The organism is Mesorhizobium sp. M4B.F.Ca.ET.214.01.1.1, from assembly GCF_004791545.1.
GTDB classification, from domain to species: Bacteria; Pseudomonadota; Alphaproteobacteria; order Rhizobiales; family Rhizobiaceae; genus Mesorhizobium; species Mesorhizobium abyssinicae.
Genome location: NZ_SRUX01000019.1, coordinates 108,091 through 131,307, shown reverse-complemented (window position 1 = coordinate 131,307; position 23,217 = coordinate 108,091). Strand labels below are relative to the sequence as shown.

Here is a 23,217-nt window from a genome sequence, read left to right as displayed (position 1 = left end):
TCCCTGTATCATCAGAGCTGGTCCGATGAGGGTCGTCGATACGGCAGAGGTCATCTTTCTCGTCGACAACGCGACGGACAGCCTGTCATCGAGCCCCGGCTTCGTCGAGACCGAGTTCGCCCGCCTTCGCCGTCGCGGCATGCCATGGCTGTCCGGCAAATGCCTGTGCTGCGCCGCGCATGGGCTTTCCTGCCTGATCACCGTGCGGACGGCATCGGCCAGCCGCACGCTGCTGTTCGACACCGGGCCCGAGGAATGGGTGTTCGAGCGCAACGCGGTCAGGCTCGGCGTCGATCTCGGGGAGGTTGGGGCGGTAATGCTGTCGCATGGGCACTGGGATCACGCGGGCGCAATGCCGCGCGCCCTGCAGATGATCACGATGGGCAATGGCGGGCAGCCCGTCCCGACCTACATGCATCCCGCCATGTTCGCCTTGCGGGCGACCAAATCCGCCGATGGGCAGTTTCGGCCGATGGAACTGGTGCCGAGCGTGGAGGTCCTGTCCGGGAGCGGGGCCGATGTCATCGTCACCCGCGACGAGCAGTTGCTTCTTGACGAGACGTTCTATGTCAGCGGCGAGATCCCACGCGTGACCCGGTTCGAGCGCGGCTTTCCCGGCCAGTATCGCCAGACCGCCGCAGGCAACTGGGAACTGGACGAAGTGATGCCGGACGAGCGCTATTTGACAATCAACGTGGCCGGCAAGGGGCAAATCGTCTTCACCGCCTGCTCGCACGCCGGCCTGATCAACGTCCTGACCCACGCCCGGGCTCGGTTTCCGGAAATTCCGCTCTACGGCGTGTTCGGCGGCTTCCACCTCTCGGGGGTGACCGAGCCGATCATCCCCGAGACGGTCGAAGCGCTGGCCGAGTTCGACCTGCAGCTGATATCGCCCGGGCATTGCACGGGCTGGCGGGCCGTAAGCGCGCTCGCGGCCGCCTATGGCGAGACGGTCGCTCCATCCGTGGTCGGCAAGACGTTTTTGCTTTGACGGCTCCAACCAACGACTCTGGCGTCCAATGCCGGCAGCCCCCTAAGCTGCCGCCATGATCTCCGCATAGGTGCCGAAATCGACATTGCCGCCGGAGAGCACGACAGCGACGCATTTGCCTGCGAGATCGATCTCGCCGGACGAGAGCGCGGCGAGGCCCACGCAGCCGCCGGGCTCGACCACCAGCTTCAGGAACGCCATGGCGTCGCGCATTGCCTGCGCCGTCGCCTTGTCGGACACGGCGACAGCGCCGGCGAGGTTTTTGCGGTTGATCTCGAAGGTGATGGCGCCGGGCTCGGCGGTGAGGATGGCGTCGCAGATCGAGGTGTGGCCGGGCTCGTTGGCGACCCTCTCGCCCTTGGCCAGCGAACGGCGGGTGTCGTCGAAATGTTCCGGTTCGGCGGCCCAGACCGCTGTGTCCGGCGAGGCATCCTTGACGGCAACGGAGATGCCGCTCGACAGGCCGCCGCCGCCACAGGGAATGACGACCGCGTCGAGGCTGACGCCGAGAGCTCTGGCCTGGGCCATCAGCTCGAGACCGATGGTGCCCTGGCCGGCGATGATTGCCGGATCGTCGAAGGGCGGAACCAGCGCCATGCCCTTGTCCAGCCAGGGACGAACCACCGTCATGCGGTCATCGCGAAAGCGGTCGAACGGAACCACCTCGGCGCCCATCTTGCGGACATTGCCGATCTTCATCGCCGGCGCGTCGGCCGGCATGGCGATGACCGCCTTGACGCCGAACATCGCGGCGGAAGCGGCGACGCCCTGCGCGTGATTGCCCGAGGAGAAGGCGACGACGCCGCGACCGCGCTCCGCCTCGCTCAGCGACGACAGTTTGTTGTAGGCGCCGCGGAATTTGAACGAGCCGGTGCGCTGCAGCGTCTCCGGCTTGAACAGGATGCGGCCGCCGAAGCGCTTGTTGAGCTCCGGTGATTCGATCAGCGGCGTCTCGACGATCAGGCCGGAGAGGCGCGTGGCGGCGTTGCGGATATCGGCGATGCCGGGAGGGACGGTCATGGGCGCGGCCTTGAGCAAACAGATCGCTCATGGTGCACGGAAAAGGCCGCGGCGCGCCAACGAAAAAATGTGACGGTTACAAGGTTGGCGGATTATGGCTCCAGTTGGCACCGTCCCTCACCTGCCTGCCGGCTTCCTCTCCCCGTACAGTGACGGGGAGAGGGCGCTGTCATCGCGGCTTTCGCCAATCACCAACGTTGCAAGAATGGCGCTGAGGCTACGGCCAGCCGAGGGTGGCAAGTGGCCGCCTCTCACCCCAACAGCGTCCTTTGCCTCTTGCTGCCGCCGAGCTTGCGCCAGGCGTTGAAGCGGTGGGTGGCGGCGGCGAATGAGATCTTCATCTGCTGGGCGACCGAATAGCGCGACTTGCCATTGTCGAACATGCGGTAGCAGCACTCGACGCCCTCTTCCGTCAGCTTGCCGTCGGGAGCCTTGTTGTGCGGATTGGCGGGATCGAATTTCTCGACCTGCTGCTCGACCAGGCCTTTCAGGCGCTGCAGGTCGGCCTCGATGCTGGCGATGAGATCGAGGACGGGTTTCGGATCAAAGGCGTGCGCATGCTCTTTCGGCGACATCCGGGAATTCCTTTCTTTCGGCTTAGGTTCGGTTATATAGGTGAACGTTCGGCAACAATGAAGGCCTGTCCCGGATCAACTAATTTTGTTCCGGCGGACGATGCGCGATTGACCGGCAACGGGTCAAACCATAGTTTAGAATAATTCTAATCTAGAGTGACATGCTCATGCTTTCACGTGTTTTCGGCTTTGGCCGCCGTTCCTTCGATTCGCTCTCCGAGCAGGAGATCCTGGCGCTGGCCATATCGTCGGAGGAGGATGACGGGCGCATCTACCGCGCCTATGCCGACGGGCTGGCGGAAGATTTTCCGCAATCGGCCAAGGTGTTCGAGGCGATGGCGGAGGAAGAGGACGGCCACCGCGATTCGCTGATCGAGCTCTACCGCAAGCGTTTCGGCGAGCGCATTCCGCTGATCCGGCGCGAGCATGTCAGGGGCTATTACGAGCGCAAGCCCGACTGGCTGGTCAGGCCGCTCGGCATCGAAACCGTGCGCCGGCAGGCCGAGGCGATGGAACAGCAGGCCTACCGCTTCTATGTCGAGGCCGCCAAGCGCACCACCGATGCCTCGACCCGCAAACTGCTCGACGAACTGGCGGTGGCCGAGCAGGGCCACGAGAGCTCGGCGCATCAACTGGAACAGGAGCATGTCTCGGGTGAGATCAAGATCGAGGAGGCGACGGCCGAGCAGCGGCAGTTCATCCTCACCTATGTGCAGCCGGGACTGGCCGGGCTGATGGACGGATCGGTGTCGACGCTGGCGCCGATCTTCGCCGCTGCCTTCGCCACGCACGACACATTCCAGACCTTCCTGGTCGGGCTTGCCGCCTCGATCGGCGCCGGCATCTCGATGGGCTTCACCGAGGTCGCGTCCGACGACGGCAAGCTGTCCGGCCGCGGCTCGCCGATCAAACGCGGGCTGACCGTCGGCATCATGACGACGCTCGGCGGTCTCGGCCACGCGCTGCCCTATCTCATCCCGTTCTTCTGGACGGCGACGGCGGTCGCCGCCGTGGTGGTGTTCTTCGAACTGTGGGCGATCGCCTTCGTGCAGAACCGCTACATGCAGACACCGTTCTGGCGCGCCGCCTTCCAGGTGGTGCTGGGCGGCGCGCTGGTGTTCACGGCCGGCGTGCTGATCGGGAATGCCTGAGCGGAGCCTCTCCCTTCCCCCCTTGTGGGGGAAGGCGCTACCCATTCGCCGCCTTGCTATCCGCCGGCGCCTCGGCCCTCTCCGTCAGGCCGTAGTCGCGCACGACGTGGGCGATGCGCAGACGGTAGCCGGCAAAGATTCCGCCGCGGCCGGCCTGCTGCGCCTGCCGGTGCTCCTCGGTGTTGCGCCAGGCCTTCACCGCATCCTCGTCGCGCCAGAAGGACAGCGACAGCACGCGGTTCGGATCGGCGAGGCTCTGGAAGCGCTCGATCGAGATGAAGCCGTCGATGCCGTCGAGCAGGGGCCGGAGCTCGGCGGCGATGCCGAGATAGGCCTCGCGCCGGCCCGCCGCCGGCTCGACCTCGAAGATGACGGCGATCATGCCTCTATCCCTTCCTTGACCGTGACGTCGGTGCGGAACAATTGCCGCGGTCCGTGCGGGCCCGACACCAGCTTGAGGAAGATGCGGTCCTCCTTGAGGATGAACTTCTCGCGCCGGGCGAACTCGTAGTTCGCCTTGCCGGCCGGGTCGGCGGCAAGCCGGGCGCGGTAGGCCTCATAGGCCGCGAGATTGTCGATGTTGTAGGCGGCATAGGCCGTGGTCGCCGAACCCTCGTGCGGCGCGAAATAGCCGATGAGGTCGGCGCCGCAGCGCGGGATGGCCTGGCCCCAGGCACGCGCATAGTCCTCGAAGGCCGCCTTGCCGAACGGATCGATCTCGTAGCGAATGAAGCAGGTGATGGTCATGGCGGTCTCCTCGTCAGGTTGGATTTGCAGTGACGACAGTTCGAGCGCGGTCGAAACATCGCTTCCGTCAGCGTGCTATTCAGCTCATGTCAGGAGTGGTGTTTTGCATCGTCGTCCGCTCCTTGAACTAAACCGACAATAGTGATTTCCTCGCAGGAATGCTTCGACAAGGATCGAACTATGCGTGAAGGACCAGATATCGCCCGCATCGCCAGCCTGGTCGGCGATCCGGCCCGCGCCAACATGCTCACCGCGCTGATGGGCGGCACGGCGTTGACCGCCTCCGAGCTGGCGCTGGAGGCCGGCGTGTCGCTGCCCACCGCCTCCTCGCATCTGTCGAAGCTGATGGAGGGCGGACTGCTGAGCTTGGCCAGCCAGGGACGCCATCGCTATTACGGGCTCGCCGGGCCGCAAGTCGCCGGCATGATCGAGGCGATCATCGGCGTCGCCGAAGCGGTCGGCCCCAAGCGTGTGCGGCCCGGCCCGCGCGACGCCGCGATGCGGGTGGCGCGGGTGTGCTACGACCATCTCGCCGGCGAGCAGGCGGTGGCGATGCTCGACCGCCTGATCGACAGGGAGGTGTTGCTGCGCGACGACAGCGAGATCAGGCTTGGCCCGGCGGCGGCCTCGCATTTTTCCGCGCTCGGCATCGATGTCGAGGCCAAGGCTAGGCGGCCGGTGTGCCGTGCCTGCCTCGACTGGAGCGTCAGGCGCTCGCACCTCGCGGGCACGCTGGGCGCCGCAATCCTCGACAAGATCATCGCCGAGAAATGGGCGCGGCGCGAAAAGGGCAGCCGCGCGGTGGTATTCTCGCCGACAGGCAGGCAAGCGTTCGAGAGGGTGTTTCTGGCCTGATTTCCCTAGCCGCGCTGCAACGGCTTGCCGAGCTTGAAGAAATCCTTCCATGGATCGGCCTTCTTCAACTGCTCCAGCGTGGTGGAATCGCCGAGCGGGAAGGCGTTGGGCGCCAGCCCCTTCTCGAGTTCCGGCCAGGTCACCGGCATCGACACGGTGGCGCCCTTCTTGGCGCGCGACGAGTAAGGCGCGACCGTGGTCGAGCCGCGGCCGTTGCGCAGATAGTCGACGAAGATCCTGCCCGTGCGCGCCTTCTTCGACAGCGTCGCGGTGTAGCGGTCGGGCGAAGCCTGCTCCAGCGCGCGGGCGAAATCATGGGCGAAGTCCTTGACCTCGTCCCAATCCGCCGACGGCTTCAGCGGCACCAGCACGTGATAGCCCTTGCCGCCGGAGGTCTTGACCAGATTGGCGAGCGAAAGCTCGTCCAGCTTGCCCCGGATGTCGAGCGCCGCCTCGCGCACCGCCTTGACGTCGACGCCCTCATCGGGATCGAGGTCGAAAATGATCTGGTCGGGCTTTTCCAGCGCGTCGATCGTGCAGCCCCAGATATGCACCTCGACGACGCCGTACTGGACCAGCGCGGCGATGCCGTCGAAATCCTTGATGTAGAGGATCTCCTCGCCATCGGTCGGATCCTTCATCCTGGCGATCTTGTCGCTCATGCCGGGCGAGGCGTGTTTCTGGAAGAAGCGCTGGCCGCCGATGCCGTCCGGCGCCCGCACCAGGCTGAGCGGCCGGTTGACGACGAATTGTTCCATGCGCGGCCAGACCAGCGCGTAATGGTCGAGCAGATCCTGCTTGGAGACCTTCTCGTCGGGCCACAAGAGCTTCTCCGGGTGGGAGAGCTTCACCGAGGTCTTGGCTGACGCAGCGTTTGGCGCCGCCTTCGCCTCGGTCGCGCCCTTGCCGGCGGCTTTACTGGGCTTCTCCTGCACGACTTCCTCCGCCGGCTTGTCTTCGCGCAGCCCCTGGAACGAGGCGTGACGTATTATACGGTCCGAGGTCCAGCTGCGGAACTCCACTTCGCCGACAAGATCGGGCTCGACCCAGACCAGCCCCTTGCCCTTCGGCACGGCGGCGGAGAAGGGCGACGTTTTTGCGGTGAGTCCGTCGAGTCTTTTCTTGAGGTCGGCGGCCATCTTGCCGGAAAAGCCGGTGCCGACGCGGCCGGCATAGTGCAGCTTGCCGCCCTCATGATAGCCGACCAGCAGCGAGCGCAGGCCGCGCCCGGTCTTGTCCGAGGGCAGGTAGCCGCCGATGACGAATTCCTGCCGCAGCGTGCATTTCGACTTCACCCAGCTAAGACCGCGGCCGCTGCGGTAAGGCGCGTCGGCGCGTTTGGAAACCACGCCTTCGAGACCCATGCGGCAGACATGCTGCAGCATGACCTTGCCCGGCTCGTGGAAATGGTCGCTGAAGCGCAGCGCCGAATCCGGCGGCTGCTCGCCGAGCAGTTCCGCCAGCGCCTGCTTGCGCTCGACCAGCGGCTCGCGGCGCAGGTCCTTGCCGTCGAGGCGCATCAGGTCGAAGGCGTAGTAGACGAAGCGATCGGCGCGGCGGGCGGAGAGATCGGCCTGCAGCAGGGCGAAGGACGACACGCCGCTGTCGGCCAAAACGATGATCTCGCCATCGATGATGGCGTCGCGGCATTTGAGGCCGGCAAGCGCTGCGGTGACCGGACCGTCGAATTTTGAGGTCCAATCGAGGCCGGCGCGGGTCAGCAGCCTCACCTCGCTGCCGGCGATCTGCGCCTGCATGCGATAGCCGTCGAATTTCACCTCGTGCAGCCAGTCGTCGCCGGAAGGCGCATCCTTCTCCAGCGTGGCGAGCTGCGGCTCGATGAACTCCAGCCGCTTGGCAGGCCCGGCTCTAGCCTTGCCGGCTGCTGCCGGTTTGTTGGAGTGCCAGACTTTCGGCTTCGCGCCCTTGGCCGTCTTGCCCTCGCCGACCTCCTCGATCGTCAGGCCGGATTTCACCGATTTCGGCTCCTGCTTCAGGATGTCCTCGCCGGGACGCGCGGCGGCATCGTCGGACTTGATCAGCAGCCAGTTGTCGCGCTTTTCGCCGGAGCGCGGCTTCAGCCGCACGAGATGCCAGCGGCCATGCAATTTGTGGCCTTCCAGCTCGAAGCCGATATGGCCCTTCTTCATCGCCTTGGCCGGATCGCCTTCCGGAACCCATTTGCCCTCGTCCCAGACGATCACCGAACCGCCGCCATACTCGCCCTTGGGGATGGTGCCTTCGAACGGCGCGTAGTCGATCGGGTGGTCCTCGACATGCACGGCCAGCCGCTTCTCGTGCGGGTCGAGGCTCGGGCCGCGCGTCACCGCCCAGCTCCACAGCACGCCGTCATGCTCGAGGCGCAGGTCGTAGTGCAGCCTTGTCGCGGCATGTTTGTGGATGACGAAGATGCCGGCGGCTTTCTTGCCGCTCCGCGACAGCTTGCCGGCCGGCTCGGCGGTCTTCCTGAAATCCCGCTTGGCCCGATACTGCTCGAGGCTGGCCATGGCTGCGGCCTCCTATGCCGATTTGCGCCGCGGAGCGGAGGCCTTGCCGCGTCCGGCCTTTGGCTTTGCCTTCGCCTTCGACGCGGCCTTGCCCGCGCCTTCCGCGTTCAGGCTCTTCTTCAGCGCGTCGAAGAGGTTGACGACATTGGACGGCTTCGGCGGTGCCTTGGTCTTTGGCGCCTTCCTGCCGGCCTTCCTGGCGCGGATCAGCTCGAGCAGGGCATCCTCGTAGCGGTCGTCGAACTTCGACGGATCGAATTTTGCTCCCTTCCGGTCGATGATGTGCTCGGCAAGGTCTATCATCTCGTCGTCGGTCTTGACCGACTTGATATCGCCAAAGACGCTGTCGGGCTGGCGCACCGTGTTGTCGTAACGAAGCGTGGTCAGCACCATGCCCTTGCCGAGCGGCTCGATCACCACCGGGCGTTCCCGCTGGTAGAGCACGATGCGGGCGAGGCCGGCCTTCTTCTTGCCCGCCATGGCGTCGCGGATGACGGCGAAGGCCTCCTCCGACACCTTGTCCGCCGGCGAGACATAATAGGGCGTGTCGAGGTAGATCTGACGGATCGAGGCCTTGTCGACGAAGCCGTCGAGGCTCATCGTATGCGAGGATTCGATCTGGACGGCCTCGATCTCGTCTTCCTCGATATGGATGAACTCGCCGTCCTCGAGCTCATAGCCCTTGATCTCGTCGCCTTCCTCCAGCGGCTTGCCGGTCTCGGCATCGACATAGATGCGCTTCACCGTATTTCCGGTCTTGCGGTTGAGAATGCGGAAGGAGACCTTTTCGGCGTGGGTGACGACGTTGGTCAGCTCGATGGCGCAAGTGACCAGCGACAGCTTGAGATAGCCTTTCCAGGCCGGGCGCGGCGCCATGACGAACTCCGTGAGCGGGGTGGTTCAACCGAGAACGGGCAGAGCCCGCTCCGGTTCCGGGAGACAGGCCGCTTCCAGACAGGGCCCTGACTTGGGCCGCGCACGGAAATTTCGCCGAGGCGCGCGCGGCTGAAACAGAACCGCGTCCGAACGACATCGAGACGAAACATATGTGATGCAAAAGTCACATTGGGCAAAATGCCGGCAAATGGCTCTGAAAGACCCCGAATCAGCCGCATTCCGGCCACGAAGCAGGGCATTTCGGACCAGAAATTAACATCACGTTCACCGACTATTCACGCCTCGACGCTATGATGCCCGCAATTCGGACGGGACATCCGAAATCGGGACAGGGACAGGGAAATGAAGTTCTGGAACCACATTGCCGGCTATGCCGCCGCCATCCGCGAATTCGTCGCGCCGACCTATCGGCCTGAGCGCTATTACATGCGCGGCCCCGGTCCGGCCTGCGCCCGCCGCGGCAACTCGCTCGGCATCAGCGCGCACTGATCATGACGCTGGAGAGCCGTCATGACAGCCGGATCTGCAAACCGGCCGACAGCCATCGCGCAACCACCTATCGCGCCGAGCGCCCCGCGCTGGCCGATCGGCGACGTGCGACAACGCCACCGCTTTGACGCCGCCGCCGGCTGGCTTAGTGTCTTGACGACACCAGCAGCCGGGGCCGACATGATTGACCAGCCCGAACCGAAGCGTCCCCTTCCTCCGCCGCAAGCTTACGATGCAACCCAGCCGCTGATCGTCTTCGACGGCGTCTGCGTGTTCTGCTCGGGTTTCGTGCGAACGGTGGTACGGTTCGACCGCAGGAAGCGCTTCCGCTTCGCCACGGCGCAGTCGCCGTTCGGCGAAGCGCTGTTTCGCACCCACGGACTGGCGACCGACAGCTACGATACCAGCCTCACCCTGATCGACGGAAAGGCCTTCACCCAACTGGACGGCTTCATCGCCGTGATGGCCGAGCTTGGCTGGCCATGGCGCGCGGCGAAGGTTTTGCTCTCCCTGCCGCAGCCGCTGCGCGACTGGTTCTACGACCGCATCGCTAAGAATCGCTACGCCCTGTTCGGCAGGACGGACAGCTGCGAGATCCCGTCGGCGGAACTGCGGGAGCGGCTGATCGGCTAGAATCCCGCCAGGGCTGGTGGGGGCCCGGCCGGCGGCGAGATTCGGCCTCCCGACAATCCTCGCAAATTCACGGATCATCGCCGCCCGCTTGCGCGAGGCGCCGCGCGGGTCGAAAGATTTTCGCAGCACCTGTCGAAATCCGCCTGGCCCAGGCGACATTGGTCAGGCCGGCGATGACGCGGCCTTCGAGAAAACGGGAGAAGACCATGCGATACATGCTTTTGATCTACGCAAACGAAGCCGCGATGGCGACCGCGCCGAGCGAGAAGACCTACCAGATTCAGCGCCGCCTATGGCGCCTATACCGAGGCTTTGAAGAAATCCGGCGCCTGGCTCGCCGGCGACCGGCTGCGGCCGACGCAATCCGCAACGGCGGTGCGCACGGCCGACGGCAAGACCAATGTGCTCGACGGCCCCTATGCCGACACCAAGGAGCAGCTCGCCGGCTTCTACATGATCGAGGCCGAGGACGCCGACGCGGCCATCGCCTGGGCGGCGCGCTGCCCGGGCGCCAGCGCCGGCACGATCGAGGTGCGGCCGATCTGGGAAATGAGCGACTATCCCTCCGCGAATTGACCCCGTGATGGACAATCGCCCGGAGATCGCGCGGGCGGCGGCGGAAGCGGCCGCCCGGCAAAGCTACGGCAAGCTGGTCGCCTTTCTCGCGGCGCGCACGCGCGATGTCGCCGGCGCCGAGGACGCGCTGGCGGATGCCTTCGCGGCGGCGCTCGAGCGCTGGCCGCGGACCGGCGTGCCCGAAAAGCCGGAAGCCTGGCTGCTCGCGGTGGCGCGCCGACGGGGCGTCGACGCGGTGCGGCGGCGGCAGACCGGCGAGGCGGCGCGCGATCATCTCAAACTGATCGCCGAGGAGGTGGAGGCCCGCATGACCGACGAAGAGCTGCCGGACGAACGGTTGCGGCTGATGTTTGCCTGCGCCCATCCGGCGATCGAGGCGAGCGTGCGCGCGCCGCTGATCCTGCAGACCATCCTTGGCTTCGACGCGGCGACCATCGCTTCGGCCTTCCTGGTCTCGCCGGCGACGATGGGCCAGCGCCTGGTGCGCGCCAAGACCCGCATCCGCGAGATCGGCATTCCGTTCCGGGTCCCGGAGCGGGCCGAGCTCGGCGAGCGGCTGGACGCGGTGCTGGAGGCGATCTACGCCGCCTTCGCCGAAGGCTGGACCGATCCCGCCGGCACCGAGACGCGGCGCCGCAACCTCGCCACCGAGGGCATCTGGCTCGGCCGGCTGGTGGCTTCGCTGATGCCGGACGAGCCGGAGGCGGTAGGGCTGTTGGCGCTGATGCTGTTCGCCGAAGCGCGGCGGGCGGCGCGGCGCAGCCCGGACGGAGACTTCGTGCCGCTTGCCGAGCAGGACACCGCGCTCTGGGACGACACGCTGATCGACGAGGCGGAAGACCTGCTCGAACGTGCCGCCGCCAAGGAGATCATCGGCCGCTACCAGCTGGAGGCGGCCGTGCAATCGGCCCACACGGCGCGGCGGCGCGGCGGCCGCACCGACTGGGCAGCGATCCGCCAGCTTTACGACGCGCTGCTGGCCCTCGCCGGCTCGCCTGTCGTGGCGATCAACCGCGCCGTGGCGATCGCCGAGGATGAGGGCGCCGCGGGCGGGTTGGCGGCGCTTTACGTGCTGGGTGACGACAAGCGGCTGGATGACTATCAGCCCTATTGGGCTGCCCGCGCCGGTCTGCTGGCGAGGCTCGGCACGACCGGATTGGCGGCCGAGGCTTACGACCGCGCGATCGGCCTCGAACGCGACCCGGCCGTGCGCCGCTTCCTGCAGGAAAAGCGGGCGAAGCTCACGATGCTCTAATCAAGCACGACCACGGCCTCCACCTCGAACAGCATGGGGTCGATCGCCAGCTTGGGAACGGGAACCAGCGTCTGCGCCGGCAGCGCCTTGCCGAACATGTCCTTGACGTTGCTGGTCAGCACCTCGAGCTTGGACATGTCGTGATCGACCACGAAGACCGTGAGCTTGGCGACCTGATCGGGTTTCGCGCCAATCCCCTCCAGCGCGGCGCGCAGGTTCGCATAGGCCTGTTTCACCTGGACGGCGAAGTCTGGTGACAAGGCGCCCGTGCTGTCCTGGCCGCCCTGCCCGGAAATGTAGGCGACCCGTGCTCCCCGGGGCATGATCACCGCCGTGCTGTAGCCATTCGGCGACGGGTCGTGGAGGTTTCGCGGATTGACGATGGCCAGCTTGCGATCGTCCTCATTCGCTGCCGTCGCAACGGGAACTCCGATGGTCATGATGATTAGCCCTCCGATGAGCAGGTGCTTGATTGAGCGTGGCATGAGTTTCTCTTGGCTCCGCGGGCAGCGGGCAACGCACCCACGATCGCAATTCGGTTCACCGCCGCACGCGACTCGTACGGCGTTCGAGTCATCGTATGGTACGATGTACGAGTCAACCGCGCGGCATCGACATTCCTGACGTTGCCTGCCAGAATCGCGGCTCGACACGCGAGGAAGACGAATGGCAGCCAAACGCGGCGGCGCCCGAAGCAAACGGTCTCGGCGGCCAGGTCAGCCGCCACGGCCCGCGGGCGAACCGCCTCTGTCCCGGCAACGTATCGTGGCCACCGCGGTGGAGTTGCTGGACGCGCAAGGGATCGACGGATTGACGATGCGTCGGCTGGCCGATCGCCTCGGCTCGGGCGTGATGAGCCTGTACTGGCACGTCGACAGCAAGGAGGATGTCTTCGATCTGGCGCTCGACGCGGTGCTCGAATATCGCGGATCGCCGCAAGAACCTCAGTCCGAAGACTGGCGCGGCGAGATCGTTCACATACTCGAGGACTGGCGCGCCAGCATGCTCAGCCATTCCTGGTCGGCATCGCTGTTGCCGCGCCGGGCGCTTGGCCCGAACATCCTCAGTCGGCTGGAACTGCTGAGCAAGGCTTTGTCCAGGGCCGGCGTGGCGGACGCGGACATCAACGCCGCGATATGGTCGCTCTGGAACTATGTGATGGGCGCCACCATCACCCGGGCGAGCTTCGACTTGTCGGACGACGACAGGGCCGCCGCGCAGCAGCGCCTCACCCGTCTCAGCGAGCGCTACGCGACAATCGAACGCTCCCGGCTGCTGTTGGACGACGACTGGGATGGCGCTTTCCGCAAAGGCCTCGGTTTCCTGCTCGACGGCCTCGCGCCAGGATAAACGTCCCGCTCACCACATTGCGTGGGCGGCATTCAGTTTGCGGATCAGGTCATGATCGCGCAGCCTGGCCCACAGGCGCTCGATATCGGGCCAGGCGGCGGCGACCTTGCCGATCTCGGGATGCCAGGCCGCCAGCATGACCAGGTAGACGTCGGCCAGCGACAGCCGCTCGCCGACCAGCCAGTCGCGGCCGGCAAGGGCCTTGTCGAGGATGGCAAAGCCGCGATCCATCTCGGCCAGCGCGGCCTGCTTCACCGCCTCCACGCCGTCCGGCGCCGCGGTGTAGCGATGGGCATAGTAGAAGCGCAGCCCCGCCGGGTAGAGGACCGACGACATGAAGGCCATCCAGCGCAGGAAGTCGGCACGGGCCGGCGAGCCCGCCGCCGGCGCCAGTCCGGCTTCCGGATGGCGCTCGGCGAGCAGGATGCAGATCGCCGCCGACTCGGTGATCGAACGGCCGTCCGGCAAGGTCAGCACCGGCACCTGGTTCAACGGGCTGATCTCGAGGAAGGCCTGGTCGGGCGGGTCCTTCTTCGGCACGTCGACCTGGTCGAACGGCGCGCCCGCCAGGGCAAGGGCCGCCTCGACGACGAAGCCGCCGCTGCCGGGGCGCGTGTAAAGTCTGTACATGAATCCTCCCAATGGCCGCGCGGGCCGCGGGAGATTTGCACCGGAAGACGCGCGGCGCTCAAGCGCCACGCTGACGCCACACGGGTTTTTTCAGCGGTCCAGCGTCCCGCGAAGGTCGGTCGAGGCTGCTTAAGCCCCCAGCCCGTCGAACAGGATCGTCGACAGGTAGCGCTCGGCGAAGGACGGGATGACGACGACGAGGGTCTTGCCCTTGTTCTCCGGCCGCGAGCCGACGACGATCGCCGCCTGGAGTGCTGCGCCCGACGAGATGCCGACCGGCACGCCTTCGAGGCGGGCGACGAGCCGCGCATTGGCGACGGAATCTTCGTTGGAGACCCTGACGATCTCGTCATAGATCGTGGTGTCGAGGATCTTCGGCGCGAAGCCGGCGCCGATGCCTTGGATCTTGTGCGGGCCGGGCTGGCCGCCGGACAGCACCGGCGAGGCCTCCGGCTCGACGGCGACGACATGCAGCGAAGGCTTGCGCTTCTTCAGCACCTGGCCGACGCCGGTGATGGTGCCGCCGGTGCCGATGCCGGAGACGAAGATGTCGACCTCGCCCTGGGTGTCGTTCCAGATCTCCTCGGCCGTGGTGCGGCGGTGGATCTCCGGGTTGGCCGGATTCTCGAACTGCTGCGGAATGATGGCGTCCGGCAAGGTGGCGGCAAGCTCATCGGCCTTGGCGATGGCGCCCTTCATGCCCTTGGGACCTTCGGTCAGCACCAGCTCGGCGCCGAGCAGCGCCAGCATCTTGCGCCGCTCGACCGACATCGTCTCCGGCATGGTCAGGATCAGCTTGTAGCCCTTGGCGGCGGCGGCGAAGGCGAGCGCAATGCCGGTGTTGCCGGAGGTCGGCTCGATCAGCGTCGTCCTGCCGGGGGCGATCCTGCCGGAGGCTTCCAGCGCCTCGATCATGGCAACGCCGATACGGTCCTTGACCGAGGCGATCGGGTTGAAGAATTCGAGCTTGGCCAGGAGATTGGCGACGATGCCCTTCTCCTTGGCGAACTTGTCGAGCCGCACCAGGGGCGTGTCGCCGATCGTCTCGGTGATCGAATTAAAGACGCGGCCGCGGCCGGGCACGCGCGCGGAGGTGACGGGCTTGTTCATTGTTTCGCTCCCAGGTCAGGCAGGCAATTGCATCAAGCGACAGAATAGGGCTTTCAGCCGCGCAAGATAGGCTGCCGGCCGAAAATATCCGAGTGGGGCGCGTGCTGAAAACGCTGCCGCCCCGGAAAAGCATTTTCCGGATCGGCCCGTTTGCGGAATGCTTTCCCCGAAATGGAGACCGGTTGAGATTGCAGCCTATTGACGGGCGGCGATGGCGGCCGCCGCGCCAACCATGAAACCGGCGGCGGTGCGGTTCAGCGCCTTCAGCGCGCGCGGCGACTTGAGGAACCAGCGCGCCTTGGCGGCCAGCGCCAGATAGGGCACCAGCACCACCAGCAGGACGAGGACGGTGAGCGTGACCAGGATGCCGTAGTCGGCGAGCGTCACCGCCTTCAGGTCGACGATGGTCGGCGTGATGGCGATATAGAAGATCATCGTCTTTGGATTGCCGAGCGTCACCGTCAGGCCGGCCAGGAAGGAGGCGGCGAGCCCGCCCTTGCCCTTGCGCGCCTCGACAGTCTCCGGCGTGATGCCGCTGGTCCAGAAGCGCCAGCCGAGGAAAGCGAGATAGGTGACACCCGCCCATTTGATGGCAAGAAAAACCATGCCGAAGGTCTGCGCGACGAAGGCGAGGCCGAGCATGACGGCGGTGAGGTAGGTGAGGTCGCCGAGGATCAGGCCGAACGACATCGCCAGCGACGAGCGGAAGCCGGAACCCAGCGCCCGCGCCACAAGCGCGGTGACGCCGGGACCCGGAATGGCGGCGGCGATGCCGAGAGCTGCACTGTAGGCGAGGAATCCGGTGAGCGTCATGGATAAGGTTCCAGATCGGAGGGTCTTATCGCATGGAACAGGCGGGGGTTGAATTCCCTCACGGTCGGAATCCATTGCACCAGACCATCGTGGTCTTCGCCTTACAAGGCTAACTGACGGCCCGAGGCTTGATTGCCACGTGGTTCCCCCAATCCGTCGCGGCTCCGCCGCGCCACCTTTCCCCCCTCCGGAGGGAAAGGAAGGGGGCCTTACTTGGCGAGCGTTGACTGCAAAAAAGCTTGGCGCCTTTCCTCTCCCCCGTCGATCGGGGGAGAGGTGGTTCGGCGAAGCCGAGACGGAGTGGGGGTCGACCAGCGTAAGGCTTCTCAGGACCGGCCGTCGCCATAGGTAACGCGCCAGATGGTGCCGTTGCCGTCCTCGGTGAGGATCAGCGCGCCGTCCTTGGCGACGGTGACGCCGACCGGCCGGCCCCAGACGTCGTCGTCGGAGATGACGAAGCCGGTGGCGAAATCCTCATACTCGCCGGTCGGCTTGCCGTCCTTGAATTTCAACCGCACCACCTTGTAGCCGGTGCGCACGCCGCGGTTCCAGGAGCCGTGCAAAGCGACGAAGGCATCGCCCCTGTAGTCGGCCGGGAAGCTGCCGCCCTCATAGAAGGCGATGTTGAGCGGCGCCGAATGCGCCTGCAGCAGTACGTCGGGAACGGTGACCTTGCCGGCAAGATCGGGGCGCGCGCCCGCGTGGCGCGGGTCCTCGTTGGCGCCGATATAGTACCAGGGCCAGCCGTAGAAGCCGCCCTGCCTGACCGCCGTCGCGTATTCGAACGGCACGTTGTCGCCGAGCTCGTCGCGCTCGTTGACGACGCACCAGAGCGCGCCCGTCTGCGGCTGCACGGTCATGCCGGAGCAGTTGCGCAAGCCGGTGGCGAAGCTGCGCCGGTTGCTGCCGTCCGGATCGAAGGCCAGCACGTCGGCGCGGCCTTCCTCCGGGCCCCAGGTGGCGCCGAGCGGCGCCGACGTCGCCCATTGCTCGAGCCCGCCTTCAGGCTCGGCGCCCATGTCCTCGGCGACGTTGGAGCCCGATCCGACCGACAGATAGAGCGTCTTGCCATCAAGCGAAAAGGCGATGTCGCGCGTCCAGTGATGGTTCGCGGGAATGTCCGGGACAATGGTTTCCGGCTTGCCCTCGGCCTTGAGGTTGCCGTCGCGATAGGCGAAGCGCACGACGCTGTTGCTGTTGGCGACATAGACCCATTGCGGCTTGTCGCCCGGCGGATAGAAGGCGATGCCGTAGGGCCGGGTCAGGCCGGTGGCAAAGATCGCCTCCTGCGCCGGCCTGGCGCTGCCTTCGGCGAGGCGATAGACGCGGATCTGGCTGGCCTTGCTGTCGGCGACGAACAGGTCGCCATTGGGCGCCGCGCGCACGACCCGCGGATTGTCGATGCCCGACGCGACGAGTTCGACGGAAAAGCCTGATGGCACGAACGGCCTGGCGCCTTCCGGCCGATCCGCCAGGCCGGCGCCGTTCGACGCGGAGCGGCTGACATAGGGCTTTTGCAGATCATCCGGCCTGATCAGCCGGCGCACGCCAGGCCTGTCGGCCTTCCAGTCGCCGAAGGCCCTCTTGCCAGTCAGCACCGGCTCGCCGGCCTGATGGCCAGAGGCCGTCGTTGCAAGCAGCAAGGCGGCAGCCGCAAGGCCGGCAAATCGGATCATCCTGGCCTCCAGGGGTTTCGGCGCCGCACACGGCGCCGTCGCGAATGGTGAACGGGCGGATGCGGCGGTCGTTCCGCCTGGGACACCAGGCACACGCCGATTTGAGGGATGGTTTCAGCTGCCTTCGGCGTAGAAATCATCGTCCAGGCGCTTTTCCAGCTCGACCAGATCGGCCGGCAGCGGCAGGCCCATGGCGCGCAATTCCTGCAGCTTCTCGCGCAGCTGCTCCTGAATCTCGTGCTGGTCCTCGGGCTGGTTGACCATTTCCTCGAGCAGCAGGCTGATCTGGGCCTTGAGCGATTCCAGCGCCATTCTTTTGCTCCCTTGCTGCTTGTGCCTTCCAGGGTGTGTTGAGATCCAGGTCAGGCCGGTCTCACCCGGATATCGCACACCTTACCGCAACATGCGCGAAATCAGCTGCGCGGTATAGTCGACCATCGGCACGATGCGGGCGTAGTTCAGCCGCGTCGGGCCGATGACGCCGAGCGCGCCGACGACGCGGGCATCCTTGTCGCGATAGGGCGCCACCACCAGCGACGAGCCCGACAGCGAAAACAGCTTGTTTTCCGAGCCGATGAAGATGCGCACGCCCGGCCCTTCTTCGGCGAGGTCGAGCAGCTGGATCAAGCCGTCCTGCGTCTCCAGATCCTCGAACAGATGCCGCAGCAACTCGATGTCGGCCTGGGCGGTGACGTTTTCGAGCAGATTGGCGCGGCCGCGCACGATGAGGCGCGCCGGCAGGCCGCTTTCCGCACCGGCCCACACGGCGAGGCCCTTTTCGACCAGGTCCTGCGACAGCGTGTCGAGGGCCGCCCTGGTCTCGTCCTTGATGCGGGCGATCTCGACGCGCGCCTCGGCCAGCGTGCGGCCGCGGATGTGGGCATTGAGGAAGTTGGACGCCTCGTGCAGCTGCGAGACGGTGGTGCCGGCGGGCAGGTCGACGACGCGGTTCTCGACATCGCCGTTCTGCGACACCAGCACGGCCAGCGCCTTGGTCGGCTCGAGCTGGATGAATTCGATGTGCTTCAGCGCCACCTCGTTCTTGGCGGCGAGCACCAGGCCGGCGCCGCGCGACATGCCCGACAGCATCTGGCTGGCCTCGGTCAGCATGTGTTCCAGCGACGCGCCGGAGCCGGAGGCGCGCACCTGCGCCTCGATGATGCGGCGCTCGTCGTCGGAGAGGTCGCCGAGCTCCATGAAGGCGTCGACGAAGAAGCGCAGGCCGGTCTGCGTCGGCAGGCGGCCGGCCGAGATGTGCGGCGCGTAGATCAGGCCGAGATGCTCGAGGTCGCTCATCACGTTGCGGATGGTGGCGGGCGACAGCGAAGAGGGCAGGATGCGCGACAGGCTGCGCGAACCGACGGGCTCGCCATCCCTGAGATAGGATTCAACGATGCGCCTGAAGATGTCGCGCGAGCGCATATCGAGCGATTGAAGCACGGGCGACTGCGATGCCGGATCGACTGCCTTGGTCATTCGAGCCAAAAACCTCCGGTTCAAATATAGACTTAGCCGGTGCCCGCGCAACCCGGTCCATTTTCCTTTGCGCCATGCGCCGCATGCGTCTACAAGCCGGCCACGAATCCTTAAGAACCAGAGACAAGAGGCCTCGATGCGCCCCTCCAAACGCCAATCCGACGAAATGCGCGCCATCTCCTTCGAGCGCGGCGTCTCCAAGCACGCCGAAGGCTCGTGCCTGGTGAAGTTCGGCGACACGCATGTTCTGTGCACGGCCAGCCTGGAGGAAAAGGTGCCGGCCTGGATGCGCAATTCCGGCAAGGGCTGGGTGACGGCCGAATACGGCATGCTGCCGCGCTCGACCGGCGAACGCATGCGCCGCGAGGCCTCCGCCGGCAAGCAGGGCGGCCGCACGCTGGAGATCCAGCGGCTGATTGGCCGTTCCTTGCGCGCCGTGGTCGACCTGCAGGCGCTGGGCGAGCAGCAGATCACCGTCGACTGCGACGTGATCCAGGCCGATGGCGGCACCCGTACCGCCTCGATCACCGGAGGCTGGGTGGCGCTCCATGACTGCCTGCGCTGGATGGAAGCCCGCCAGATGGCCAGCGTTTCCAAGGTGCTGAAGGACCACGTCGCGGCGATCTCCTGCGGCATCCATGACGGCCAGCCGGTCATCGATCTCGACTATCTCGAGGATTCCTCGGCCGGAACGGACGCCAATTTCGTCATGACCGGCAAGGGCGGCATCGTCGAAATCCAGGGCACTGCCGAGGGCGAGCCGTTCTCGGAGGACCAGTTCGCGGCGCTGATGAACTTGGCCAAGAAGGGAATTTCGCGCCTGGTGAGTTTGCAGCAGATGGCGGTGGCTTAGCAGTCAAATGCCGAGCCTGGGCCCCCCTCTCTGGCCTGCCGGCCATCTCCCCCTCAAAGGGGGAGATTGGAAGCTGCCACGCCGGCTCCCATCTGGCTACGCCGGTGATTGGCTAAGGCAATCGATACAGCCAATCTCCCCCCTTGAGGGGGAGATGCCCGGCAGGGCAGAGAGGGGGGCTTCGTGATACCCTCCGCGATCCTTGAATCGGCGCTCTACGTCACAGACTTGCATGCCGCCGAAGCCTTCTATTCCCACATCCTCGGCCTCGACCTGATCGCCAGGGTCGAAGGCCGTCACGTCTTCTTCCGCTGCGGGACCGGCGTGCTGCTGCTGTTCAACGCCGAGGCGACCAAAATCCCGCCGGCGCCGGACGCCAGGCTGAAGGTGCCGGCGCATGGCACGGTGGGCGAGGGCCATCTCTGCTTTGCAGCCAGCGCCGACGAGATCGCCGGCTGGCGCAAGCACCTCGCGGCGCGGAACATCGCCATCGAAAGCGACTTCGAATGGCCGCAAGGCGGGCGCTCGATCTACTTTCGCGACCCCTCGGGCAATTCGATCGAATTCGCCGAGCCAAGGATCTGGGGCCTGTGATGCATTCTTTGAACGGACACAAGATCGTCGTCGCCAGCCACAATGAAGGCAAGCTGCGCGAGTTCGCCGACCTGATGGCGCCGTTCGGCTTCGAGGCGAAATCGGCCAAGGAGTACGGCCTGCCCGAGCCGGACGAGACCGGCACGACGTTCGAGGAGAACGCCTACATCAAGGCATATGCCGCGGCCAAGGCCACCGGCCTGCCGGCGCTGTCCGACGATTCCGGCCTCTGCGTCGACGCGCTCGACGGCGCGCCCGGCGTCTACACCGCCAACTGGGCCGAGACGCCCGACGGCAGCCGCGACTTCGGCATGGCCATGCAGCGCACGGAAGTGGCGCTGCAGGAGGTCGGCGCGGCGGAAGCCGCGCAGCGCACGGGCCGTTTCGTCGCCGTCATCTGCCTGGCGTTTCCCGACGGCGAGGCCGAATATTATCGCGGCGAGGCCGAAGGCACGCTGGTGTGGCCGCCGCGCGGCACGCTCGGCTTCGGCTACGATCCGGTGTTCCTGCCCAATGGGTTCGAAAAGACCTTCGGCGAGATGAGCGCCGAGCAAAAACACCGCTGGAAGCCAGGCCAGCCGACGGCGCTGTCGCACCGCGCCCGCGCCTTCCAGAAATTCGCGCGCGCCAGGTTGGGATCGGCCTGAGATGCTGCTCGACCGCAGCCCCGGCTTCGGCGTCTACATCCACTGGCCGTTCTGCGCGGCCAAGTGCCCCTATTGCGACTTCAACAGCCATGTCCGCCATCAGCCGGTCGACCAGGAACGTTTTGCGCGCGCGTTCGCGACGGAGCTCGCGACCATGCGCGCCCGCACTGGACCGCGCGAGGTGACCAGCATCTTCCTCGGCGGCGGCACGCCGTCGCTGATGAAGCCGGAGACGGTGGCCTCCGTGCTGGATGCGGTGGCGAGGAACTGGACGGTGCCTGATGGCATCGAGGTGACGCTGGAGGCCAACCCGTCCTCGGTCGAGGCCGAGCGCTTCCGCGGCTATCGCGCCGCCGGCGTCAACCGCGTGTCGCTCGGCGTGCAAGCGCTGAACGACAAGGATCTGCGCTTTCTCGGCCGGCTGCACAATGTCGAGGAGGCGCTGCATGCCATCGGGCTCGCGCGCGAGATCTTTCCGCGCCTCTCCTTCGACCTGATCTATGCGCGGCCCGACCAGACGCCGGAGGCTTGGCGAGCGGAGCTCGAGCAGGCGATCGGCCATGCCGCGGACCATCTGTCGCTCTACCAGCTCACCATCGAGGAAGGCACGCCGTTCCACGCGCTGCACGCGGCGAAGAAGTTCACCATTCCCGACAACGACCATGCCGCCGATCTCTACGCGCTGACGCAAGAGGTGACCGCCGCGCATGGGCTGCCGGCCTATGAGATTTCCAACCACGCCAGGCCTGGCGCGGAAAGCCGGCACAATTTGACCTACTGGCGCTACGGCGAATATGTCGGCGTCGGCCCCGGCGCGCATGGCCGTTTCGTCGAGAACGGGCGCCGCACGGTCACGATCGCCGAGAGGATGCCGGAAACCTGGGCCAATCTGGTCGAGGCCAAGGGCCATGGCGTCACCGGCGGCGAGATTTTGACGCGTTCCGAGGAAGCCGACGAGTTCCTGTTGATGGGGCTGCGGCTGGCCGAAGGCATCGATCTTGCGCGCTACGAGGCGTTTTCCGGACGCGGGCTTTCCAGTGCCAGGCTGTCGGTGCTGCAGGAAGAGGGGCTTGTCGCGCCGGTCGGCAATTCCCGGCTGCGCGCGACGACGGCCGGCATGATCGTGCTCGATGCCGTGGTGGCGGACCTGGCGCGCTGAGCATGATCCCGAAAAGTGGAAGCCGGTTTTCGGACAAGATCATGCTTGAGTAAAAGCCCTTGAAGAACATCCTCTTCGTCTGCAGCCAGAACCGCTTGCGCAGCCCGACGGCCGAGCAGGTGTTTTCCGGCCGCCGCGACATCGAGGTCGCTTCGGCCGGCACCAATCACGATGCCGACAATCCGCTGACGCATGAGCTGGTCGCCTGGGCCGACATCATCTTCGTGATGGAAAAGGCGCACCGCGCCAAGCTGCAGAAGAAATTCAAGACGAGCCTGAAGCGGGCAAGGGTCATCTGCCTCGACATTCCGGACAATTACGAGTTCATGGACCCTGAGCTGGTGCGGCTGCTCGAGGCTAAGGTGCCGCGATATCTGTAAAGAAGCGGTGTGCCAGCGCTGATGGCGCAGCCAATCTCCAAGCCCTGCCGATTGCGCTTCTGGTGGTGCGCGTTTCGCGGTATCCGGTTAACGCAATTGCGGACAGAAAACCGACAAGGCCACCCGAATGAACCTGACCGCTTCTTCCTGGCAATTCTGGGCGCTGCTGTCGGCGGCTTTCGCCGCGCTGACGGCGATTTTCGCCAAGGTCGGCATCGAGACCATCAATTCCGATTTTGCCACCCTGATCCGCACCGCCATCATCCTGGTCGTGCTCGCGGCCATTCTCGCCGCCAGCGGCCAGTTCCAGCCGTTGGCATCGATCTCCGGAAAAACGTGGCTGTTCCTCGGTCTTTCCGGATTGGCTACCGGCGCCTCGTGGCTCTGCTATTTCCGCGCGCTGAAAATCGGCAACGCGGCGCAGGTGGCGCCGATCGACAAACTAAGCGTCGTGCTTGTGGCGGTGTTTGGCGCGGTCTTTCTCGGCGAGCGCCTCTCTGGAGCGAACTGGCTTGGCGTCGGCCTTATCGCGGCGGGGGCGGTGCTGGTCGCCTATCGGGGCTAGCGGCGCGCCTTCGCGGGTGTTCCTGGTTTCGAGACGGGTGATGAAAATATCGAAGCGATTGGGCATCGTCCGGTCAGTGCTCCGTCGTGCTATCGGTTGCGGCCTTGAGCCTGGTTTTCGGCCGGCGGCGCAAACGCCGCTTGCCGGCCTCGGTTTTACCGGCGGCGTCATCGGCGCTGGCCGGCAGGCACTTGTCCCTTCGCATGGCGAAACGCTTGCGGCCCGCATAATAGGGCTCGAAAACGTCCTGAATCTTCAGGCTATCCAT

27 protein-coding genes and 1 pseudogene are annotated in these 23,217 nt (G+C 65.9%); 14 read left to right on the top strand and 14 right to left on the bottom strand.

Annotation, left to right across the window (positions count from 1 at the left end):
* Positions 1–25: 25 nt before the first annotated feature.
* The gene (locus EN857_RS29945) at positions 26–991 is read left to right on the top strand and encodes an MBL fold metallo-hydrolase (protein WP_135859529.1); all 966 of its coding nucleotides are present in this window, start codon (positions 26–28) and stop codon (positions 989–991) included.
* Positions 992–1,033: 42 nt separating this feature from the next.
* On the opposite strand, the gene EN857_RS29940 is transcribed toward EN857_RS29945, so the two are convergent.
* Both EN857_RS29940 and EN857_RS29935 read right to left on the bottom strand, forming a co-directional pair.
* Positions 1,034–2,011, bottom strand: coding sequence for a threonine/serine dehydratase (locus EN857_RS29940; protein ID WP_135859528.1), 978 nt, complete (start codon positions 2,009–2,011; stop codon positions 1,034–1,036).
* Between the two features lie 251 nt (positions 2,012–2,262).
* Positions 2,263–2,586: a hypothetical protein gene (locus EN857_RS29935; protein ID WP_135859527.1), complete on the bottom strand. Its 324-nt coding sequence runs from the start codon at positions 2,584–2,586 to the stop codon at positions 2,263–2,265.
* A gap of 167 nt (positions 2,587–2,753) precedes the next feature.
* Between EN857_RS29935 and mbfA the strand changes: the two genes are divergently transcribed.
* Positions 2,754–3,737, top strand: coding sequence for an iron exporter MbfA (gene mbfA, locus EN857_RS29930; RefSeq protein WP_135859526.1), 984 nt, complete (start codon positions 2,754–2,756; stop codon positions 3,735–3,737).
* A gap of 37 nt (positions 3,738–3,774) precedes the next feature.
* Here the strand turns inward: mbfA and EN857_RS29925 are convergent, their stop codons facing one another.
* Positions 3,775–4,119 (bottom strand): antibiotic biosynthesis monooxygenase, encoded by a 345-nt coding sequence (locus EN857_RS29925; RefSeq protein ID WP_135859525.1) that lies wholly within the window; start codon positions 4,117–4,119, stop codon positions 3,775–3,777.
* On the bottom strand, positions 4,116–4,484 hold the full coding sequence (locus EN857_RS29920) for an NIPSNAP family protein (protein WP_135859524.1): 369 nt from the start codon (positions 4,482–4,484) through the stop codon (positions 4,116–4,118). Before EN857_RS29920 ends, EN857_RS29925 begins: the two co-directional genes overlap by 4 nt.
* A gap of 180 nt (positions 4,485–4,664) precedes the next feature.
* Between EN857_RS29920 and EN857_RS29915 the strand changes: the two genes are divergently transcribed.
* Entirely contained in the window at positions 4,665–5,339 is a 675-nt protein-coding gene (locus tag EN857_RS29915) for a winged helix-turn-helix domain-containing protein (RefSeq protein WP_135859523.1), read from the top strand.
* 5 nt (positions 5,340–5,344) lie between these two features.
* Here the strand turns inward: EN857_RS29915 and ligD are convergent, their stop codons facing one another.
* The gene (gene ligD / locus EN857_RS29910) at positions 5,345–7,846 is read right to left on the bottom strand and encodes a DNA ligase D (RefSeq protein WP_135859522.1); all 2,502 of its coding nucleotides are present in this window, start codon (positions 7,844–7,846) and stop codon (positions 5,345–5,347) included.
* A gap of 12 nt (positions 7,847–7,858) precedes the next feature.
* A complete protein-coding gene (locus EN857_RS29905; RefSeq protein WP_135859521.1) occupies positions 7,859–8,722 on the bottom strand; it encodes a Ku protein in 864 nt (287 codons plus the stop codon).
* Between the two features lie 363 nt (positions 8,723–9,085).
* Here EN857_RS29905 and EN857_RS29900 point away from each other — a divergent pair, with 363 nt between their 5' ends.
* The 4 genes and pseudogenes from EN857_RS29900 (at position 9,086) to EN857_RS29885 (ending at position 11,696) form a co-directional block, all read left to right on the top strand.
* Positions 9,086–9,232, top strand: coding sequence for a hypothetical protein (locus EN857_RS29900; RefSeq protein ID WP_126057275.1), 147 nt, complete (start codon positions 9,086–9,088; stop codon positions 9,230–9,232).
* A 21-nt stretch (positions 9,233–9,253) separates the two neighbouring features.
* On the top strand, positions 9,254–9,865 hold the full coding sequence (locus EN857_RS29895; RefSeq protein ID WP_245511357.1) for a DCC1-like thiol-disulfide oxidoreductase family protein: 612 nt from the start codon (positions 9,254–9,256) through the stop codon (positions 9,863–9,865).
* A gap of 206 nt (positions 9,866–10,071) precedes the next feature.
* Positions 10,072–10,441: pseudogene (locus tag EN857_RS29890) on the top strand (YciI family protein).
* Positions 10,442–10,448: 7 nt separating this feature from the next.
* Positions 10,449–11,696 carry an RNA polymerase sigma factor gene (locus EN857_RS29885; protein ID WP_135859519.1) on the top strand — a complete coding sequence of 416 codons (1,248 nt, stop codon included), beginning with the start codon at positions 10,449–10,451 and terminating at the stop codon, positions 11,694–11,696.
* Here EN857_RS29885 and EN857_RS29880 read toward each other — a convergent pair.
* Complete coding sequence (locus EN857_RS29880; protein ID WP_135859518.1) at positions 11,693–12,181, bottom strand: RidA family protein; 489 nt, start codon at positions 12,179–12,181, stop codon at positions 11,693–11,695. The genes EN857_RS29885 and EN857_RS29880 overlap by 4 nt on opposite strands.
* Before the next feature lie 181 nt (positions 12,182–12,362).
* Here EN857_RS29880 and EN857_RS29875 point away from each other — a divergent pair, with 181 nt between their 5' ends.
* A complete protein-coding gene (locus tag EN857_RS29875; RefSeq protein WP_135859517.1) occupies positions 12,363–13,046 on the top strand; it encodes a TetR/AcrR family transcriptional regulator C-terminal domain-containing protein in 684 nt (227 codons plus the stop codon).
* A gap of 9 nt (positions 13,047–13,055) precedes the next feature.
* Here EN857_RS29875 and EN857_RS29870 read toward each other — a convergent pair whose 3' ends face one another.
* The 6 genes from EN857_RS29870 to hrcA form a co-directional block, all read right to left on the bottom strand.
* Positions 13,056–13,676, bottom strand: a complete 621-nt coding sequence (locus EN857_RS29870; protein ID WP_135859516.1) for a glutathione S-transferase family protein — start codon at positions 13,674–13,676, stop codon at positions 13,056–13,058.
* A gap of 129 nt (positions 13,677–13,805) precedes the next feature.
* Positions 13,806–14,786 (bottom strand): cysteine synthase A, encoded by a 981-nt coding sequence (gene cysK, locus EN857_RS29865; RefSeq protein WP_135859515.1) that lies wholly within the window; start codon positions 14,784–14,786, stop codon positions 13,806–13,808.
* Positions 14,787–14,981: 195 nt separating this feature from the next.
* Positions 14,982–15,599 carry a LysE family translocator gene (locus EN857_RS29860; RefSeq protein WP_127284858.1) on the bottom strand — a complete coding sequence of 206 codons (618 nt, stop codon included), beginning with the start codon at positions 15,597–15,599 and terminating at the stop codon, positions 14,982–14,984.
* A 326-nt stretch (positions 15,600–15,925) separates the two neighbouring features.
* Positions 15,926–17,275: a sorbosone dehydrogenase family protein gene (locus EN857_RS29855; protein WP_135859514.1), complete on the bottom strand. Its 1,350-nt coding sequence runs from the start codon at positions 17,273–17,275 to the stop codon at positions 15,926–15,928.
* Positions 17,276–17,389: 114 nt separating this feature from the next.
* Entirely contained in the window at positions 17,390–17,587 is a 198-nt protein-coding gene (locus EN857_RS29850) for a hypothetical protein (RefSeq protein ID WP_127284856.1), read from the bottom strand.
* 81 nt (positions 17,588–17,668) lie between these two features.
* On the bottom strand, positions 17,669–18,751 hold the full coding sequence (hrcA, locus tag EN857_RS29845) for a heat-inducible transcriptional repressor HrcA (RefSeq protein ID WP_127284855.1): 1,083 nt from the start codon (positions 18,749–18,751) through the stop codon (positions 17,669–17,671).
* A 136-nt stretch (positions 18,752–18,887) separates the two neighbouring features.
* Between hrcA and rph the strand changes: the two genes are divergently transcribed.
* The 6 genes from rph to EN857_RS29810 all read left to right on the top strand — a co-directional run bounded on the left by rph (position 18,888) and on the right by EN857_RS29810 (position 22,949).
* Positions 18,888–19,604, top strand: a complete 717-nt coding sequence (rph, locus tag EN857_RS29840; protein ID WP_127284854.1) for a ribonuclease PH — start codon at positions 18,888–18,890, stop codon at positions 19,602–19,604.
* 183 nt (positions 19,605–19,787) lie between these two features.
* Positions 19,788–20,198 carry a VOC family protein gene (locus EN857_RS29830; RefSeq protein ID WP_135859513.1) on the top strand — a complete coding sequence of 137 codons (411 nt, stop codon included), beginning with the start codon at positions 19,788–19,790 and terminating at the stop codon, positions 20,196–20,198.
* A complete protein-coding gene (rdgB, locus tag EN857_RS29825; RefSeq protein ID WP_135859512.1) occupies positions 20,198–20,845 on the top strand; it encodes an RdgB/HAM1 family non-canonical purine NTP pyrophosphatase in 648 nt (215 codons plus the stop codon). Before EN857_RS29830 ends, rdgB begins: the two co-directional genes overlap by 1 nt.
* A gap of 1 nt (position 20,846) precedes the next feature.
* Positions 20,847–22,004 carry a radical SAM family heme chaperone HemW gene (hemW, locus tag EN857_RS29820; RefSeq protein WP_135859511.1) on the top strand — a complete coding sequence of 386 codons (1,158 nt, stop codon included), beginning with the start codon at positions 20,847–20,849 and terminating at the stop codon, positions 22,002–22,004.
* A 59-nt stretch (positions 22,005–22,063) separates the two neighbouring features.
* Positions 22,064–22,384: a low molecular weight protein tyrosine phosphatase family protein gene (locus tag EN857_RS29815; protein ID WP_135859510.1), complete on the top strand. Its 321-nt coding sequence runs from the start codon at positions 22,064–22,066 to the stop codon at positions 22,382–22,384.
* Between the two features lie 127 nt (positions 22,385–22,511).
* Positions 22,512–22,949, top strand: a complete 438-nt coding sequence (locus EN857_RS29810; protein ID WP_127284849.1) for an EamA family transporter — start codon at positions 22,512–22,514, stop codon at positions 22,947–22,949.
* A gap of 73 nt (positions 22,950–23,022) precedes the next feature.
* Here the strand turns inward: EN857_RS29810 and EN857_RS29805 are convergent, their stop codons facing one another.
* Positions 23,023–23,217, bottom strand: a complete 195-nt coding sequence (locus EN857_RS29805; RefSeq protein WP_127393228.1) for a hypothetical protein — start codon at positions 23,215–23,217, stop codon at positions 23,023–23,025.

Excerpts from the sequence above, each read along its gene's own strand:
- EN857_RS29860 (WP_127284858.1), bottom strand. The coding sequence starts at position 15,599 with ATGACGCTCACCGGATTCCTCGCCTACAGTGCAGCTCTCGGCATCGCC.
- ligD (WP_135859522.1), bottom strand. The coding sequence starts at position 7,846 with ATGGCCAGCCTCGAGCAGTATCGGGCCAAGCGGGATTTCAGGAAGACC.
- EN857_RS29920 (WP_135859524.1), bottom strand. The coding sequence starts at position 4,484 with ATGACCATCACCTGCTTCATTCGCTACGAGATCGATCCGTTCGGCAAG.
- hrcA (WP_127284855.1), bottom strand. The coding sequence starts at position 18,751 with ATGACCAAGGCAGTCGATCCGGCATCGCAGTCGCCCGTGCTTCAATCG.
- EN857_RS29945 (WP_135859529.1), top strand. The coding sequence starts at position 26 with ATGAGGGTCGTCGATACGGCAGAGGTCATCTTTCTCGTCGACAACGCG.
- EN857_RS29895 (WP_245511357.1), top strand. The coding sequence starts at position 9,254 with ATGACAGCCGGATCTGCAAACCGGCCGACAGCCATCGCGCAACCACCT.
- EN857_RS29810 (WP_127284849.1), top strand. The coding sequence starts at position 22,512 with ATGAACCTGACCGCTTCTTCCTGGCAATTCTGGGCGCTGCTGTCGGCG.
- EN857_RS29915 (WP_135859523.1), top strand. The coding sequence starts at position 4,665 with ATGCGTGAAGGACCAGATATCGCCCGCATCGCCAGCCTGGTCGGCGAT.
- EN857_RS29925 (WP_135859525.1), bottom strand. The coding sequence starts at position 4,119 with ATGATCGCCGTCATCTTCGAGGTCGAGCCGGCGGCGGGCCGGCGCGAG.
- EN857_RS29805 (WP_127393228.1), bottom strand. The coding sequence starts at position 23,217 with ATGGATAGCCTGAAGATTCAGGACGTTTTCGAGCCCTATTATGCGGGC.
- EN857_RS29875 (WP_135859517.1), top strand. The coding sequence starts at position 12,363 with ATGGCAGCCAAACGCGGCGGCGCCCGAAGCAAACGGTCTCGGCGGCCA.
- EN857_RS29885 (WP_135859519.1), top strand. The coding sequence starts at position 10,449 with ATGGACAATCGCCCGGAGATCGCGCGGGCGGCGGCGGAAGCGGCCGCC.
- rdgB (WP_135859512.1), top strand. The coding sequence starts at position 20,198 with ATGCATTCTTTGAACGGACACAAGATCGTCGTCGCCAGCCACAATGAA.
- EN857_RS29870 (WP_135859516.1), bottom strand. The coding sequence starts at position 13,676 with ATGTACAGACTTTACACGCGCCCCGGCAGCGGCGGCTTCGTCGTCGAG.
- EN857_RS29850 (WP_127284856.1), bottom strand. The coding sequence starts at position 17,587 with ATGGCGCTGGAATCGCTCAAGGCCCAGATCAGCCTGCTGCTCGAGGAA.
- EN857_RS29940 (WP_135859528.1), bottom strand. The coding sequence starts at position 2,011 with ATGACCGTCCCTCCCGGCATCGCCGATATCCGCAACGCCGCCACGCGC.
- cysK (WP_135859515.1), bottom strand. The coding sequence starts at position 14,786 with ATGAACAAGCCCGTCACCTCCGCGCGCGTGCCCGGCCGCGGCCGCGTC.
- EN857_RS29905 (WP_135859521.1), bottom strand. The coding sequence starts at position 8,722 with ATGGCGCCGCGCCCGGCCTGGAAAGGCTATCTCAAGCTGTCGCTGGTC.
- EN857_RS29880 (WP_135859518.1), bottom strand. The coding sequence starts at position 12,181 with ATGCCACGCTCAATCAAGCACCTGCTCATCGGAGGGCTAATCATCATG.
- EN857_RS29935 (WP_135859527.1), bottom strand. The coding sequence starts at position 2,586 with ATGTCGCCGAAAGAGCATGCGCACGCCTTTGATCCGAAACCCGTCCTC.
- mbfA (WP_135859526.1), top strand. The coding sequence starts at position 2,754 with ATGCTTTCACGTGTTTTCGGCTTTGGCCGCCGTTCCTTCGATTCGCTC.
- rph (WP_127284854.1), top strand. The coding sequence starts at position 18,888 with ATGCGCCCCTCCAAACGCCAATCCGACGAAATGCGCGCCATCTCCTTC.
- hemW (WP_135859511.1), top strand. The coding sequence starts at position 20,847 with ATGCTGCTCGACCGCAGCCCCGGCTTCGGCGTCTACATCCACTGGCCG.
- EN857_RS29900 (WP_126057275.1), top strand. The coding sequence starts at position 9,086 with ATGAAGTTCTGGAACCACATTGCCGGCTATGCCGCCGCCATCCGCGAA.
- EN857_RS29855 (WP_135859514.1), bottom strand. The coding sequence starts at position 17,275 with ATGATCCGATTTGCCGGCCTTGCGGCTGCCGCCTTGCTGCTTGCAACG.